This window comes from Pyxidicoccus sp. M15, from assembly GCF_056858435.1.
In genome coordinates, this window is the sequence record NZ_CM166495.1 from 12,391,354 (window position 1) to 12,406,858 (window position 15,505).

12 protein-coding genes are annotated in these 15,505 nt (G+C 70.8%); 7 read left to right on the forward strand and 5 right to left on the reverse strand.

The annotated features are described in order from the left end of the window. Nucleotides 1-124 precede the first annotated feature (124 nt). Nucleotides 125-2,209, forward strand: coding sequence for a M3 family metallopeptidase (locus ACX9TP_RS46220; RefSeq protein WP_482977113.1), 2,085 nt, complete (start codon nucleotides 125-127; stop codon nucleotides 2,207-2,209). A 29-nt stretch (nucleotides 2,210-2,238) separates the two neighbouring features. On the opposite strand, the gene ACX9TP_RS46225 is transcribed toward ACX9TP_RS46220, so the two are convergent. Next, the gene (locus tag ACX9TP_RS46225) at nucleotides 2,239-3,858 is read right to left on the reverse strand and encodes a R3H domain-containing nucleic acid-binding protein (RefSeq protein ID WP_482977114.1); all 1,620 of its coding nucleotides are present in this window, start codon (nucleotides 3,856-3,858) and stop codon (nucleotides 2,239-2,241) included. 306 nt (nucleotides 3,859-4,164) lie between these two features. On the opposite strand from ACX9TP_RS46225, the gene ACX9TP_RS46230 reads away from it, so the two are divergent. From ACX9TP_RS46230 to ACX9TP_RS46240, 3 genes are all read left to right on the forward strand, one after another. After that, nucleotides 4,165-5,877, forward strand: coding sequence for a DUF1592 domain-containing protein (locus ACX9TP_RS46230; protein WP_482977115.1), 1,713 nt, complete (start codon nucleotides 4,165-4,167; stop codon nucleotides 5,875-5,877). Continuing rightward, nucleotides 5,874-7,220, forward strand: coding sequence for a DUF1552 domain-containing protein (locus ACX9TP_RS46235; RefSeq protein ID WP_482977116.1), 1,347 nt, complete (start codon nucleotides 5,874-5,876; stop codon nucleotides 7,218-7,220). Before ACX9TP_RS46230 ends, ACX9TP_RS46235 begins: the two co-directional genes overlap by 4 nt. Before the next feature lie 114 nt (nucleotides 7,221-7,334). Next, nucleotides 7,335-7,976 (forward strand): CAP domain-containing protein, encoded by a 642-nt coding sequence (locus tag ACX9TP_RS46240; protein ID WP_482977117.1) that lies wholly within the window; start codon nucleotides 7,335-7,337, stop codon nucleotides 7,974-7,976. 22 nt (nucleotides 7,977-7,998) lie between these two features. Here the strand turns inward: ACX9TP_RS46240 and ACX9TP_RS46245 are convergent, their stop codons facing one another. Beyond that, nucleotides 7,999-8,205: a hypothetical protein gene (locus tag ACX9TP_RS46245; protein WP_482977118.1), complete on the reverse strand. Its 207-nt coding sequence runs from the start codon at nucleotides 8,203-8,205 to the stop codon at nucleotides 7,999-8,001. A gap of 186 nt (nucleotides 8,206-8,391) precedes the next feature. Here ACX9TP_RS46245 and ACX9TP_RS46250 point away from each other — a divergent pair, with 186 nt between their 5' ends. Continuing rightward, on the forward strand, nucleotides 8,392-8,976 hold the full coding sequence (locus ACX9TP_RS46250; protein ID WP_482977119.1) for a CAP domain-containing protein: 585 nt from the start codon (nucleotides 8,392-8,394) through the stop codon (nucleotides 8,974-8,976). 1 nt (nucleotide 8,977) lies between these two features. Here ACX9TP_RS46250 and ACX9TP_RS46255 read toward each other — a convergent pair whose 3' ends face one another. The 3 genes from ACX9TP_RS46255 to ACX9TP_RS46265 form a co-directional block, all read right to left on the reverse strand. Further along, nucleotides 8,978-10,156 (reverse strand): alpha/beta hydrolase, encoded by a 1,179-nt coding sequence (locus ACX9TP_RS46255; RefSeq protein WP_482977120.1) that lies wholly within the window; start codon nucleotides 10,154-10,156, stop codon nucleotides 8,978-8,980. Nucleotides 10,157-10,272: 116 nt separating this feature from the next. Continuing rightward, nucleotides 10,273-11,103 carry a dienelactone hydrolase family protein gene (locus ACX9TP_RS46260; protein ID WP_482977121.1) on the reverse strand — a complete coding sequence of 277 codons (831 nt, stop codon included), beginning with the start codon at nucleotides 11,101-11,103 and terminating at the stop codon, nucleotides 10,273-10,275. Between the two features lie 169 nt (nucleotides 11,104-11,272). Continuing rightward, entirely contained in the window at nucleotides 11,273-12,085 is an 813-nt protein-coding gene (locus ACX9TP_RS46265; RefSeq protein WP_482977122.1) for an FKBP-type peptidyl-prolyl cis-trans isomerase, read from the reverse strand. A 502-nt stretch (nucleotides 12,086-12,587) separates the two neighbouring features. Here ACX9TP_RS46265 and ACX9TP_RS46270 point away from each other — a divergent pair. Together ACX9TP_RS46270 and ACX9TP_RS46275 are read left to right on the forward strand one after the other, a co-directional pair. Continuing rightward, complete coding sequence (locus ACX9TP_RS46270) at nucleotides 12,588-14,141, forward strand: parallel beta-helix domain-containing protein (RefSeq protein ID WP_482977123.1); 1,554 nt, start codon at nucleotides 12,588-12,590, stop codon at nucleotides 14,139-14,141. 38 nt (nucleotides 14,142-14,179) lie between these two features. Then, nucleotides 14,180-15,463, forward strand: a complete 1,284-nt coding sequence (locus tag ACX9TP_RS46275) for an SO2930 family diheme c-type cytochrome (RefSeq protein WP_482977124.1) — start codon at nucleotides 14,180-14,182, stop codon at nucleotides 15,461-15,463. The last annotated feature ends 42 nt before the right edge of the window (nucleotides 15,464-15,505 follow it).

Genomic DNA, 15,505 nt, shown 5'->3' on the forward strand with positions numbered 1-15,505 from the left:
GTGGCTGGTGCGGGGTCCGGCACGCGACGCGCCCCCCGGGACGCCTGCCCCACCACCGAGCGGAAGCCTCCGGGATGTGGCATGACGCTTCGGCGTTTCCGATGGACTCCGGAGGAACCCACCCTTGAAGAGACTCACCGCCCTCACCCTCTCCGCGGCACTGGCGGCGGCCGGCTGCTCGCACGGCACCGCGGCCACCGAGCCCGCTCCCCAGCAGCAGCCCCAGGCCCAGGCCCCCGCGCCCGCGCAGGCCCCCGCCCCTGCTCCCGCCGAGCCGCCCCCGCCCCGCTTCGCCAGCATCCTCTCCGGCACCGCGCAGGCCTTCACCGCGGCCTGCGACGCGGACCTCGAGCGCGCCCGGACGCAAATCACCGCGCTCAAGACGCTGGACGCGCGCAAGGACGGCAAGGCCGTGCTGGCTGCATACGACGAGGCCACCGGCGCGCTGTCGGCCGCCGCCAACCGCTCCAGCCTCGCTCGCGAGGTGCACCCCAACGCCGCCTTCCGCGACGCCGCGCGCGAGTGCGAGCAGCGGGTGGACTCGGCCAACGTGGCGCTGTCGCAGGACCGCGGCGTCTATGACGCCCTCGCGGCGGTGGACCTGTCCGGGACGGACGCGGCCACGCGGTACTGGATGGAGCGCTCGCTGCTCGACTTCCGCCGCGCCGGCGTGGACCGGGACGACGCCACGCGCGAGAAGGTGAAGTCGCTCAACGAGGAAATCCTCAAGCTGGGCCAGCAGTTCGGGAAGAACATCGCCGAGGACGTGCGCAGCGTGGCCTTCAGCCCGAAGGAGCTGGACGGCCTGCCGGAGGACTACCGCAAGGCGCACCCGGCGGGGAAGGACGGCAAGGTGGTCATCACCTCCAACTACCCCGACTACTTCCCCTTCATGACGTACGCGAAGGACACCCGCGCCCGCGAGAAGCTGTGGCGCGCCTACCGCCAGCGCGCCTTCCCCAAGAACCAGCAGGTGCTGGCGCAGCTCATCTCCAAGCGCCACGAGCTGGCCACGATGCTGGGCTATGAGACCTGGGCCGCGTACACCACCGAGACGAAGATGACCCGCACGCCGAAGGCGGCGGCGGACTTCATCGACAAGCTGTCGGCGGCCACCGAGTCGCGCGCGAAGAAGGAGTTCGCGGAGCTCCTGGCGCGCAAGCAGAAGGACGTGCCCGGCGCGAAGACGCTGGAGCCGTGGGACCAGGACTACTACGAGGACCGGCTGCGCGCGGAGCGCTTCGGCTTCGACTCGCAGGCGGTGCGTCCCTACTTCGAGTACGCCCGGGTGAAGGCGGGCGTCATGGACGTCGCCGCGCGCCTGTGGGGCCTCACCTGGCGCAAGGCGGACGACGCGAAGGTGTGGCACCCGGAGGTGGAGGCGTACGACGTGCTCGACGGCGGCAAGCTGCTGGGCCGCATCTACCTGGACATGCACCCGCGTGACGACAAGTACAAGCACGCGGCGCAGTTCGACCTCGTCGCGGGCCAGGCCGGCAAGCGCTACCCGGAGGCCACGCTGGTCTGCAACTTCGGCCGCCCCGGCGAGCTGATGACGTACGACGAGGTGGAGACCTTCTTCCACGAGTTCGGCCACCTGCTGCACGCCGTCTTCGCGGGGAACCTGCAGTGGAGCGGCATCGCTGGCACGCGCGTGGAGTGGGACTTCGTGGAGACGCCGTCCATGCTGCTCCAGCAGTGGGCGAACAACGCGCAGGTGCTGTCGCTGTTCGCGAAGCACCACCAGACGAACGAGCCCATTCCGGCGGAGCTGGTGACGAAGCTGCGCGCGTCGAAGGAGTTCGGCAAGGGGCTGTGGTCTCGCCGGCAGCTGTTCCTGTCCGCGGTGAGCCTGGACTACTACTCGCGCCCGCCGGGCTTCGACACCACGGAGGCGCTGGCGGTGCTGCAGAAGAAGCTCAGCCCCTTCAAGCACGAGTACCGCGACGGCACCCACTTCGAGCTCGCCTTCGGGCACCTGGATGGGTACTCGGCCGCGTACTACACGTACCTGTGGTCTTCGGTCATCGCGAAGGACCTGGAGACGCAGTTCGAGCAGCACGGCTACCTGGACCGGGACACGGCGATGAAGTACCGCCGCACCGTGCTGGAGCCCGGCGGCTCCAAGCCCGCGTCCGAGCTGGTGAAGGACTTCCTCGGCCGCGACTACGGCTTCGACGCGTACAAGGCGTACCTCGACCGGAACTGACGCGTGTCTCTACCTGAGGGGACGGTGCTTCACGCCGTCCCCTCGGCCTCCTCCTGCGCGAGCGCGGCGTCCACCTCCGCGCCCAGGGGGTAGATGGTCAGGTGCCGCATCGGCTCGCTGCCCTGGCTCACCGCCTCCAGGTGGTAGCGGCTGACCAGCCGGTGCTGCAGCTTGCGCAGCCTCGGCGGCCTCGGCGCCAGCGGCACCGACACGCCCTCGCTGAGCACCCGCTCAATCGCGTGCTCCACCTCGGCCACGGCCTCGCGGACCTGGTCCTCGTCCACGCCCTCCACCACGTGGAAGGCCGTCTTCAGCACCCGGCGCAGCTCCGAGGAGCTGTTGCGCTTCACCACCTCCACCCGCGCCCCCGTCTTCTCCGCCGTGCGCCGCAGCCTCGGGTCATTCGCCCGCGAGCGCAGCGTCACCACCAGGTCCGCCGCGTCCAGCCGGCTCACCAGCCGCACGTCCACCGCCAGCTCGCGCAGCACCTTCGTCAGCAGGTCCCGGCTCACCGCGTGCGCGTACACCTTCGTCGTCCCGCCCAGGCCGGGCGTCCGCGCGGTGATGTTCTCCGCCCCGGGCACGCCGGGTGGCGCCGTGCGCCCCGGCCGCAGCGCGGGCAGTGACGGCGGCGCCGCCTTCACCGCCTCCACCTCCACCTGCCCCGAGTCCGCGTCCTGCTTGCGGCGCTCGCCCCCCACGGCCTGTCCCGCCAGCAGCCGGTCCACCGACTCCGCCGTGTCCGGGTGCACCAGCACCTCGTCCCGGCTCACCATCTCCACCACGATGTCGAACGTCGGCGGCGCCTTGCGCTCGCTGATGGTCTTCTGCGTGTGGCGCCGCCGGGCCTCCTCGTCGCTCAGCGTCACCGTGTGCACGCCGCCCACGAGGTCCGACAGCGTGGGGTTGAGCACCAGGTTCTCCAGCGTGTTGCCGTGCGCCGTGGCCACCAGCTGCACGCCGCGCTCGGCAATCGTCCGCGCCGCCGCGGCCTCCGCCGACGTGCCAATCTCGTCGACGATGATGGCCTCCGGCATGTGGTTCTCCACGGCCTCGATCATCACGTCGTGCTGCCGGTCCGGCCGCGACACCTGCATCCGCCGCGCGGTGCCGATGCCCGGGTGCGGCACGTCCCCGTCCCCGCCAATCTCGTTCGACGTGTCCACCACCATGACCCGCTTGCGCAGGTCATCCGCCAGCACGCGCGCCACCTCGCGCAGCTTCGTCGTCTTGCCCACGCCCGGCCGCCCCAGCAGCAGGATGTTGCGCCCGGAGCCGATGAGGTCCTTCAGCATGTCGATGGTGCCGTAGATGGCGCGCCCCACCCGCAGCGTCAGCCCCACCACCTTGCCCTTGCGGTTGCGGATGGCGGAGACACGGTGCAGCGTCCGTTCAATCCCCGCGCGGTTGTCGTCCCCCGGCGGGCCCACCTGCGCCAGCACGTGCTCCAGGTCCTCCCGGAGCACCGGCTCCTCGCGCAGCCGCTCCACCCGGTCCACCAGCCGCGCCTCGGGCGGGCGGCCCAGGTCCATCACCACCTCGAGCACCTGCTGGGGCGGCAGCGCTCGCACCGCCGCCTGCAGGGGGCCGGGGAGCACGCTCACCAGCAACTGGAAGTCGTCAGCGACGGCATCGGCACGCGGCGTCATGTCCTGTCCCTCTGCGCTCCTCATCAACGGTGTGTCTTCCCCGCCCGCCCTGCACGGGCCCCACCCGGTCGGGAGGGCACCAGCCGTGCGGAGCCCATCCCCTCACGGAGGCTTCCCACCAGGGGAAAACCCTTTCCCATCCCCTCCCTCGGAGCCACCCGGCCGCTGGTGGATTCCGGACGGGAGCCTGCCCCCGCCCGCGGGGAGCCGTCCACCACCGCGCACATGGCGTTGGTGAGCGTCTTGCTTACCTCAGGGCGGCGCCGCGGCATGGGGGCGCGTGGCGAGTGTGGAGGGGGTAGGGACGTGACACCCAGGCTTCCAAGAGGACGGAGCTGGCGACTGCTGGCGGGCGCGGGATGCGCGCTGCTGCTCGCCGGCTGCAATGGCGACAGTCTTCCCCAGGCACGGGTCCTCCCCGGCGAGGACATCCCGGGCCTGGAAACTCCAACGCCCGACGGCGGTACCCATCAGCAGAACGACGAGTGCAAGGACGTCCCGAAGGACCCGGGCCGCATCACCCTGCACCGCCTCAACCGCGCCGAGTACGACGCCACCGTGCGGGACTTGCTGGGCGACACCACCCGGCCGGCCCGCGACTTCCCGACGGACGACCACGGCTACGGCTTCGACAACAACGCGGACGTGCTCAGCATGTCCCCGCTGCTGATGGAGAAGTACGCCACCGCGGCGGAGAAGCTGGTGGAGGCGGCCTGGAAGAAGGGCGTCTTCGGCACCTGCTCACTGACGGCGACCAACCCCGAGCCCTGCGCCCGGGACATCCTCTCCCGCTTCGCCCGCCGCGCCTGGCGCCGGCCGGTGGCGCCCGAGGAGGTGGACCGGCTGGTGGGCTTCGTCACGCTGGCGAAGAAGCACGGTGACGGCCCGGAGGCGGGCGTGAAGCTGGCGCTGCGCTCGGTGCTGGTGTCGCCCCACTTCCTCTTCCGCGTGGAGAAGGACCCGCCGGGCGGCGACTCCAAACCGCGCCGGCTCAGCGACGTGGAGCTCGCCAGCCGCCTCTCCTACTTCCTGTGGAGCAGCATGCCGGACGAGCAGCTCCTCGCCGCCGCCGAGGCGGGGAAGCTGGGCACGCCCGAGGAAATCGAGGCCCAGGTGCGCCGCATGCTCGCGGACCCGAGGTCCAGCGCCCTGGTGGAGAACTTCGCGGGCCAGTGGCTCTACACGCGCGCGCTGGACTCCGCGGAGCCGGACCGGACGCTCTACGGCGCCTTCAACGAGGAGCTGCGCACGGCCATGCGCCAGGAGACGCAGCTCGTCTTCCGCGACTTCATCACCGGCGACTACAAGCTGAAGGACCTGGTGGACGCGCCCTTCACGTACGTGAATGACACGCTGGCCGAGCACTACGGCCTGCCGCGGCCGGGCAGCAGCACGCCCGTGCGCGTGGACCTCGCCAGCCACCCGGAGCGCCGGGGCATCTTCGGCCAGGGCTCGCTGCTCACCGTCACCTCCAACCCGGACCGCACCTCGCCGGTGCAGCGCGGCGTCTGGGTGCTGGAGCAGCTCTTGTGCGCCGCGCCGCCGCCGCCGCCGCCCGACGTGGAGAACCTGCCGCCCGCGGTGGACCCGAACCAGACGATGCGCGAGCGCATGGCGCAGCACCGCAGCCAGCCGCAGTGCCAGGGCTGCCACCGGCTGATGGACCCGCTGGGCCTGGCGCTGGAGAACTATGACCCCATCGGCCGCTGGCGGCTGAAGGAGGTCAGCGGCGCGCCGGTGGACCCCACGGGCGAGCTGCCCAACGGCACCATCCTGGCTGGCGCCGAGGACATGCGGCGGTTCGTGAAGGAGGACCCGAAGCTGTCCTCGTGCCTCACCGAGCACCTGCTCACCTACGCGCTCGGCCGCGGCATGAAGCCGGAAGACGAGTGCGCGGTGAGGGAAATCGCCGCCACGGCGGAGGCCAGCGGCGGCCGACTCAGTGACTACATCCTCAGCATCGTCCTCAGCGAGCACTTCACCATGCGTCGCGGCGAGACGGAGGCGAAGCAGCCATGAGCAAGAAGTTCCAACTCTCCCGGAGGACTTTCCTGCGCGGCGCGGGGGCGCTGATGGCGCTCCCCGTCCTGGAACAGATGGTGCCCGCGACGGCCCGCGCGGCCACCGGCCCCGCGCCCCGGCGCCTGGCCGTCTTCTACACGCCCAATGGCATCCACATGCCGAAGTGGACGCCCACCGGCCTTGGCGCCAACTGGGAGCTGACGCCCACGCTGCAGCCGCTGGCCGCGGTGAAGAACGACGTGCTCGTCCTCAGCGGCCTGGCCAACCTGCCCGCGTACCCGGACGGGGACGGCCACCACGCCGCCGCCACCGCCGCCTTCCTGAGCTGCTCGAAGGCCTTCAAGACGGAGGGCACCGACTTCCGCGCGGGCATCTCCATGGACCAGGTCATCGCCAACCACCTGGCGGCGCAGAAGGCCACCCGCTTCGCCTCGCTGGAATTGGGCAACGACGCCGGCAAGGGCATTGGCAACTGCGACTCCGGCTATGCCTGCCCGTACGCCAACAACATCGCCTGGGCCGGCCCCACCACGCCGGTGGCCAAGGAGACGCGCCCCAAGGCGGTGTTCGACCGGCTCTTCGCGGGCTTCGACCCGAACGCCTCCCAAGCCACCGTGGAGAAGCGCCGCGCGTACGGCAAGAGCATCATCGACTTCGTGCGCGACGACGCCACCACGCTGAAGACACAGCTGGGCGCGTCGGACCTGCGCAAGCTGGACGAGTACTTCACCAGCGTGCGGGACTTGGAGAAGCAGGTGGAGGCGCTGGAGGCGGACGGCCCGTCCTGCAACCCGGGCACCGCGCCGGAGGACAACGAGGACCCGCGCGTGAAGACGAAGGCGATGATGGACCTCATCGTCCTCGCCTTCCAGTGCGACCTCACCCGCGTGGCCACCTTCATGCTGGCCAATGCGCGCAGCCCCAAGGTGTACGGCTTCCTGGGCCTGAGCGGCGGGCACCACACGTACTCGCACCACCAGAAGGTGCAGGCCAACTACGACGCGCTCGCCACCATCGACCGGTGGGAGGTGGAGCAGTACGCGTACCTCCTGGAGCGCATGAAGGGCATCCAGGAGGGGAACGGGCGGACGCTGCTCGACAACTCGATGGTGTACTTCTCCAGCGAAATCGCGGACGGCAACTCGCACGAGCACAAGAACCTGCCCATCCTCATCGGCGGCAGCGGCGGCGGCGCCCTCACCTCGGGCCGGCACATCCGCTACAACGCCGCGCCGCTCGCCAACCTGTACATCTCCCTGATGCAGGCCATGGGCGTTCCCAACATCACCACCTTCGGGGACAACGGCACCGGTCCGCTGCCGGGCCTCACGGCGGCGTAGTCAGCGGGGCGGTGTCGAAAGAGAGAGCAGGCGTGCGGCCGGCCCCCGCACGTCCTGCCCGCAGCGTACGGTTCTCATGCGAGCGCGGCGCCTCCTGGCGCATCATTGCGCCCCATGGCTCCGTCTTCGCGCTGCTTCCGCTGGTCCGCCCTGCTCCTGCTCACCCCGCTGCTCGGCTGTGGCCCGACGGGCCGGAGCACCCAGCGACAGGTGACGCCAAGGCAGACGGCGACGGCCTCGCGGGAGAAGGCGCCAGCGGCGGGCGCGAAGGAGAAGGCTCGCACCGGAGTGCCCTCGGCGAAGGACTTCGCGCGGGACATGGTGGCGGCGCACAACCAGGCGCGCGCGCAGGCGAAGCCCGCGCCGAAGCCCGCGCTGTCGCCCCTCACCTGGTCCGACGAGGCCGCGAAGAAGGCCGCATCCTGGGCGAAGCAGTGCAGGTTCGAGCACAACCCCGAGCGGGGTGACTTCGGGGAGAACCTCGCCGCCGCCACGCCCAACGCGTGGACCACGACCGACGTGGTGAAGAGCTGGGCGGACGAGGCGGTGGACTACGACTTCACGCGCAACACCTGCAAGAAGGGCAAGGTGTGCGGCCACTACACGCAGGTGGTGTGGAGGACGACGGGCGCGGTGGGGTGCGCCACGGTGATGTGCAACAAGAACTCGCCCTTCGGCTCGCAGTTCCCCACGTGGCAGAACTGGGTGTGCAACTACACGCCGCCCGGCAACTGGGTGGGCAAGCGCCCCTACTGAAGCGGGGCCCTCCCGCGGGGCTTCAGCCGCGGAAGAGGCGGCGGAACAGCCGCGAGAAGACTCCGACCGAGACGGGCTCCGGCCGACCCTCCGAGGCCACCCGCTTGCCCTCCAGCTCGACCTTCAGCTTCCGGGCATCCGGGTCGATGGACATGACGCTGAACTCGTCCAGGCCCTCGAGCGAGGTGAAGACCTTGCTCGCGCGGCTCTGTGGGGGGTCTTTGCTCATGAGGGGTCTCCGGTACGGAAGGGTAAGTCTAACAGGCTCCCGGCGCACGCGCCCCTCCCCCTCCCCGCCGTGTGATTCCCGACGCGGCCCCGGCCCGGGTCCTGGAACTTTCCGTCCGGTTCAATACCTCTGGGGGAGGACGCTCGCGGGGTGCATGGGCGCGCGCGGGCACGGATAATCCAGGCCATGTCCCGCCCCTCCTTCCGACATCTGCTGGCACTCGGGTTCCTGGTGCCATGGCTCGCCACCGGCTGTGACTCCGGAGAGTCCCCTCCGGACGACGAAGACACCCCTCCGGACCCGAGCACGCTGCCCCTGTTCGCCCGCGACATGCTGGACGCGCACAACGCGGCGCGGGCGGCGGTGAAGACGCCCACCCCCAACCCGGCGCTGGAGCCGCTGGGCTGGGACACCCGCGCGGCGACCACCGCGACGGACCACGCGGCGAAGTGCGAGTTCAAGCACAACCCCAACCGCGGCAACCTGGGCGAGAACATCGCCGCGGCCACCCTCGACTACTGGGATACCCGGGGCGTGGTGAAGGCGTGGGCGGATGAGGCGGTGGACTACGACTACACGCGCAACACCTGCGCGGCGGGCAAGCAGTGCGGCCACTACACGCAGGTGGTGTGGCGGGACACGAAGCGCGTGGGCTGCGCCACGCAGGTGTGCACGAAGAACTCGCCCTTCGGCTCGCAGGTGACGCAGTGGCAGTTCTGGGTGTGCAACTACGCGCCGCCCGGCAACTACACCGGCCAGCGGCCGTACTGACTCACGGCGCGGCCGGGCTCCGCTCACGCAGCCACGCTTCCAGCGTGGGGAAGGCTTCCTCCGCCATCGCCTCCGTGCCTGGCCGCTTCGCGTCGGCGGGCAGGACGAGCCGGTGGTCCGCGCCGCGCAGCACCTTCACCGTCACCCGCGAGGCCTCGCTCCCGGCATCTCGCGCAGGGCCCTGGGACAGCGCGCGGGCCACGGTCTGCGTGGGTGTCACCTCGTCCACCTCTCCGAGCAGCGCGAGCACCGGGACGCGCACGCGGCCCAGGTCCTCCGTGGAGTCGTAGGACAACACGTTGGCCCACACGCCGCGCTGCACCTCCAGGAGGCGCGGCACCGGCATGTCCCCGAAGCGGGACAGCGGCGACACCGCGTACCACCTGCGCCGCTTCGCGCGCTTGAGCTGGAAGTCGAGCGTCTTCAGCGCCTTCGCCTCACGCTCGGGGGCATAGAGGCGCGCGTCGTGGAGCGTGCCCACGTGCTCCAGCAGGTCCACCACCTCCGGGCCGGTGAGCCCCTTCCTGCGGGCCTCGTTGCGCAGGCGGTGCTCCTGCTGCTTCCACAGTGGACCGCCGCCGCCGGACACCAGCACCAGGAAGCCGATGTCGGGCGCGCGCGCCGCCGCGTGGATGGCCACCCAGGCGCCCTGGCCGAAGCCCATCAGCCCCACGTCACGCACGCCCGTGCGCTCGCGGAGCAGCCGTGCGGCCGCGAGCCCGTCATCCGCCCACGCGTCGAGGCCGGCCACCCATGGCTGCCCGTCCCCCGAGGAGCGCCCCGCGCCCCGCCGGTCATACGAGAGCACCGCGAGCCCCTGCTGGACGAGGAAGGCCGGGTACGGCTCCGGAGACAGCCGCGCCCCGGAGTCCTCGTCGTGCAGCAGCACCACCGCCGCGCGCGGCGCCGCGCCCGACGGCAGCCACAGCGTCCCTGCGAGGGTGACGTCCCCGCTTCGAAAGGAGACTTCCTCGGCACGCGGCGGCTGCGGCACCGATGGAGGCCGGAGTCCCGCGTCGCCGCGAGGCATCGCCTCACCGGCCTCCGCACGCACGGCCGCGCCGCGAGCCCCCGCGTCCGCGTGCGGCGCCGCCACACCTCCGTCCGCCGCCCGCCCCAACCCACCGCCCAGCAGCAGGCACAGCCCCACCGCGACGCGCGCTCCAGTCCTCAGCACCATGCCCTCCAAGATGAGCCCGCCCTTCAAGCCGACCTGGGGGCCGGGAGCAACAGCCGGCCGAGCGGCACGGCTCCATTGGGACGGGTGGCCAACACCTCGTCCCCCGCCCGCGCGCCTCAGCGCTTCAGGTGCTGCTCCAGGAACGCGGACGTCTCGTGCCAGGCCGTGGACGCGGCGTGCTCGTTGTAGCGCTCACCCGACGGGTTGGCGAAGGCGTGGTCCGCGTCGAACTCCAGGATGCGGTGCCGCACGCCCGCCAGGTCCAGCGCCTGCCGCAGCTCCGCCACCTTCTCCGGAGGGATGGACGCGTCCTTCGTCCCGAAGATGCCCAGCACCGCCGCGCGGATGGTGGACAGCGCGTCCGGGTCCGTCACCGGGTTGCCGTAGTAGAGGACCGCCGCGTCCAGTTCCGGCAGGGCCATGGCCGCCCGCAGCGACCAGCCGCCCCCGAAGCACCAGCCGAGGCTCCCCGTGCGCTCCGCCCGGATGCGCTCGTCCGTCTGGAGGAAGGCGTGCGCGGCCTTCAGCACCTCCTGCGCGCGCGCCGCGTCCACCGACTTCACCAGCGCCAGCGCCTCTTCCCGCGTGGTGGCCACCTTGCCGCCGTACAGGTCCACCGCCAGCGCCGCGTACCCGTTCGCCGCCAGCCGGTCCGTCCAGTGCTGGATGTGCTCGTTGAGCCCCCACCACTCGTGGATGACGAGCACGGCCGGCAGCGGCCCCTTCGCGCCCTCGGGGAGGCTCAGGTACATCTTCGCCCCCGCCACCTCCACCTCCTGCCCCTTGCGCGGCGGCGCCGCGTCCGGGCGCAGCGTGTGCATCGCCTTGAACTCCGCCTCCGACACCGCCCCCGTCGGCGACGGCTCGCGCCCCACCTCCACGGTGCGACCGGCGACACAGCCCCCCAGCAACAGCGCTCCCAAGAACAGCAGCAGGCTTTGGCGCATGGCGTGCTCCTTCTTCCAGTGCAGGGCCCGTGGCGTACCCCGGGACGACCGCCGCGCGCCACCGGCTCGCGCGCGCGGACTGGAGCCCCGCAAACAGGAAGAGGGCTGGGAGGGAGACATCCCCCACCAGCCCTCTTTCAGGTGCCGCTCCCGTGGAGCAGCGGTGCGACTACTTCGTCGGCGCCGGAGGCGTCGTCGGCTTGCCCTGGGGAGCGCCCGTCGGCGGCGCGCCACCCGGCATGCCCGGCATGCCCGGCTGGCCCTCGGGGGCCTTCACGATCTCCAGCAGCTCCACCTCGAACACCAGGGCCGCGCCACCGGGGATGTTCGGCGGGGCGCCGCGGTCGCCGTAGGCGATGTCCGACGGGCAGGTCAGCTTCGCCTTGCCGCCGACCTTCATCAGCTGCACGCCCTCGGTCCAGCACTTGATGACGCCCTGGAGCGGGAACTGCGTGGGCTCGCCGCGCTTGTAGGAGCTGTCGAACTCCGTGCCGTTGGTCAGCGTGCCCTTGTAGTGCACCTTCACGATGTCGGACGCCTTGGGCGACTCACCGCTGCCGGCGGTCAGCTCCTTGTAGACGAGGCCGGACTCGGTCTTCTTGGCGCCGGACTCCTTGGCGGCCTCCTCGAGGAACTTCTTCGAGGCCTCCTTCTCCTTCTCCGCCTTGCGCGTGCTGCGCGAGCGCGCCAGCTCCTGCAGCTTCGGACCGTACGTCTCCATGTCCACCGGCGACTTCTCACCCTTCACCTGGGTGGTGATGCCGGCCTTGACGTACTCGAGCTCCTCCGGAGTCATGTCGAACACGCTGATGCTCCGGCCAATGGACAGGCCGAGCGCGTACAGCGTCTTCTGCTCCTCCGTCTGCGGGTTGGCGGCGCTGCCGCTCCCCGTCGCGCCCCCGCCGGACGCCGAATCCGTCTTCGCCGGCTGCGGGCAGCCCGCCAGCACCAGCATCACCGCGACCAGCCACGTCTTCCGCATGTCGTTGCCCTTCCTTCGCCTTGCGCGGCCGGTGAGACACCGCCGCCACAATCGGTTCCGGGGGCGACTTACTACAGGAACGGTCTGTCGTCCGCTTGACGGCGTTTCCGGCCCTTTCAGGGCCCCCGGGTCATTTCCCGCCTGCAACTCCCAGAGGGGAGCCCGGCTTCCACAGGGCCTCCCGGGGGCCCGGGTAGGAGCTTTCTCTACCTGGACCCGGAGGGGCGCCCGGCCGGCCGGGGTGGAGCCCGGCGAGGCCCGGTGCAGGGTGCCTCCACGGCACGAATCCGCATGCAGCGGACGTCGCGGTGACACAGGCCGCATGCGCCTTATCTCAACCCGGTTACAGAACGCACCGCGTCACGGTAGTGCGGTCATGAATTCGTCACCGAACCCTTGAGGTTGACCACCTTCACGAGGAGGATTCGCTCGGTCTTGCTTGCGCCCTGGAGCCCCACGCTCGGGAGTGAAGAGGCGCGGCGCTTTCCGCAGGAGAAACCTGATGCACCGTCTGCCGCTGTCGCGCGCGCCCCGTACCGTGCTCCTGGCCCTCGTGGGCCTGCTCGCCCTTCCCGCATGCTCGGATGATGACGGCACCGGTACTCCGGATGCCGGCAACCCGGGGACGGACGCGGGCACGCAGACCGACGCGGGCACGCAGATTGACGCGGGCACGGACGCCGGCATCGATGCCGGAACGGACGGCGGCACCACCACCCAGGCGTGGCCCCAGGAGTTCTCCTGCGAGGGCAAGACGCAGGCGACGCGGACCTTCAACGCCAACCAGGTGCAGGAGCTCCAGGACGCGGTGAACGACCTGGCCGAGTGCACCACGATTCAGCTCGGCGCGGGCACGTTCGTCTTCGACAACGCCCTCACCATCCGCAAGAACGGCATCACCATCGTCGGCGCGGGCAAGGGAGCCAAGGGCGAGGGCACGGGCGGCAGCGCCAGCACGGTGCTCGACTTCACCGGCGCCGCCAGCAACACCAACGGCATCGACGTGGTGGGCAAGCTGTTCACCGTGAAGGACCTGGCCATCTGGAACGCCCGCAAGGACGCGCTGCGCGTGGAGAACTCCGCCAACGTCTTCGTCCAGCGCATCCGCACCGAGTGGGAGAAGGTCAACGACGAGAACAACGGCAAGTACGGCATCTACCCGGTGAAGTCGTCCTACGTCACGATTGAGGACTGCGAGGCCTACAACGCGGCCGACGCCGGCATCTACGTGGGGCAGACGCGCTACGCCATCGTCCGCCGCAACATCGCCAAGCAGAACGTGGCGGGCATCGAAATCGAGAACACGAAGTACGCCTACGTGCAGGGCAACATCGCGCAGGACAACACCACGGGCCTCGTGGTGTTCGACTTGCCCGGCAACCCCATCCAGGGCACGGACATCCTCGTCACCGGCAACACGATTACGGGGAACAACCGCGACAACTTCGCCTCCGTGACGGCCAGCAGCAGCACGGTGTCGCAGGTGCCCGCCGGCACCGGCACGTTCATCCTCGCGTCGCGCCGGGTGGAGTTCGTCGGCAACACCTGGGGTGACAACCACACGGTGGACATCGCCGTGCTCAGCGGCCTCGCCATCGAGGACGACCTGAGCCAGTGGAGCGCCGGGTTCTTCAACTTCACCAGCGCGGACGTGTCCATCCACGGCAACACCTTCACGGGTGGCAGCGGCGAGGCGGTGGACAACGGCAAGCCGGACGCGTCGCGCCGCCCGCTGGGCGCGCTGGTGAGCGCGGTGTACGCCTACGGCGCGGCGACGCAGGTCACCCCGCGCGTGGAGCACCTGCTCTGGGACGGCATCGACCCGGCCCCGCGCAATGAGACGCTGAAGAACCCCATCAACATCTGCTTCACCGGCAACAAGCTGCCGGACACGACGAAGGAATCCATCGTGGACTTCGACCTGCAGGCCGTCGCCGGCAAGCTCATGAGCGCGACGCCCGACCTGCCCGGCGCCTTCGCGGAGACGCGCCGCTACGCGCAGGGCGCGGCGCCGTTCAACTGCTCCGGCTTCGCCCCGGCGCTGGCGCTTCCCTGAGGTCGTCGTCGATGCGGGTGTCGGAGGAGAAGCGTCGCATGCGCAAGCCGTTCAGCTCCGGACTCGGGTGGGGCCTCGCCGCGGTGCTGCTGACCGCGGCGGTGGCGTCATGCTCTGGCGGTGATGACCCGCCCGGGACGGGGCCCGACGCGGGGACCTCGCAGGAGGACTCCGGCACGCCGCCGGTGGACAGCGGCACCGCGGACGCCGGGGTGGATGCCGGCACGGACGCGGGCGAGGACAGCGGGACTCCGGATGGCGGCGGGGACGCGGGGACACCGGACGCCGGTCCGGGGCTGCCGGACGGCTCGGTGGTCATCCCCACGAACCTGTCGGACCTGGGCCTCTTCACCGGCAGCCCCGCGACGGGCGGGCTCGTGCCGGTGGAGGGCAACGTCCCCTACGAGCTGACCACGGCGCTCTTCTCCGACTACGCCCTCAAGTCCCGCACGCTCTACATCCCCCCGGGGAAGACGGGGGCGTATCAGCCCAAGGACGTGCTGGATTTGCCGGTGGGCACGCTCATCACCAAGACGTTCTCCTTCCCCGCGGACCTGCGCGAGCCGGAGAAGAACGTGCGCGTCATCGAGACGCGCGTGCTGGTGCGGCAGCCCGGCGGCTGGGAGGCGTACCCGTACTTCTGGAACGACGCCCAGACGGAGGCCACGCTGGCCAACGGTGGGCGCGTGGTGCGCAACCTCACGTTCATCGGCGCGGACGGCGTGTCGCGGACGTTCGACTACCTGGTGCCCAGCCGGAACCAGTGCCTCACGTGCCACCACGTCCTGGACGCGTCACAGAATCAGGTGCTGCTGCCCATCGGCGTGAAGGCCCGCTACCTCAACCGGAACCACGACTACGGTGGGGTGCAGGTCAACCAGCTCCAGCACCTGTCGGAGCTGGGGAAGCTGACGGGGGTGCCTCCCGCCATCCAGCTGCCGAGCGCGCCGGATGCGTTCAACCCGGCGGAGGCGAACCTGGACCTCCGGGCGCGGACCTATCTGGACATCAACTGCGCGCACTGCCACCGGCGCAATGCGACGGCGGGGGATACCAGCCAGCTGTTCCTCGACCTCGACAGCACGGAGACGCTCAACCTGAACATGGGCGTCTGCAAGCGGCCGGGCTCTGCGGGCAGCGGCGTGGGTGGGGAGTTCGACATCGTCCCCGGCGACCACTCGGTGTCCATCCTCTGGTACCGGCTCCACACCGAGGAGTCCGGGAAGATGATGCCGCAGCTTGGCCGCGCCCTCCGGCACGACCAGGGCTCGCAGCTCGTCGCCGACTGGATTGACGGCATGCCGTCGCGCTCCTGCAAGTAGGCGGGAGCCCATCTCGAATCGAAGACAGGCCCCTCCGTGCAC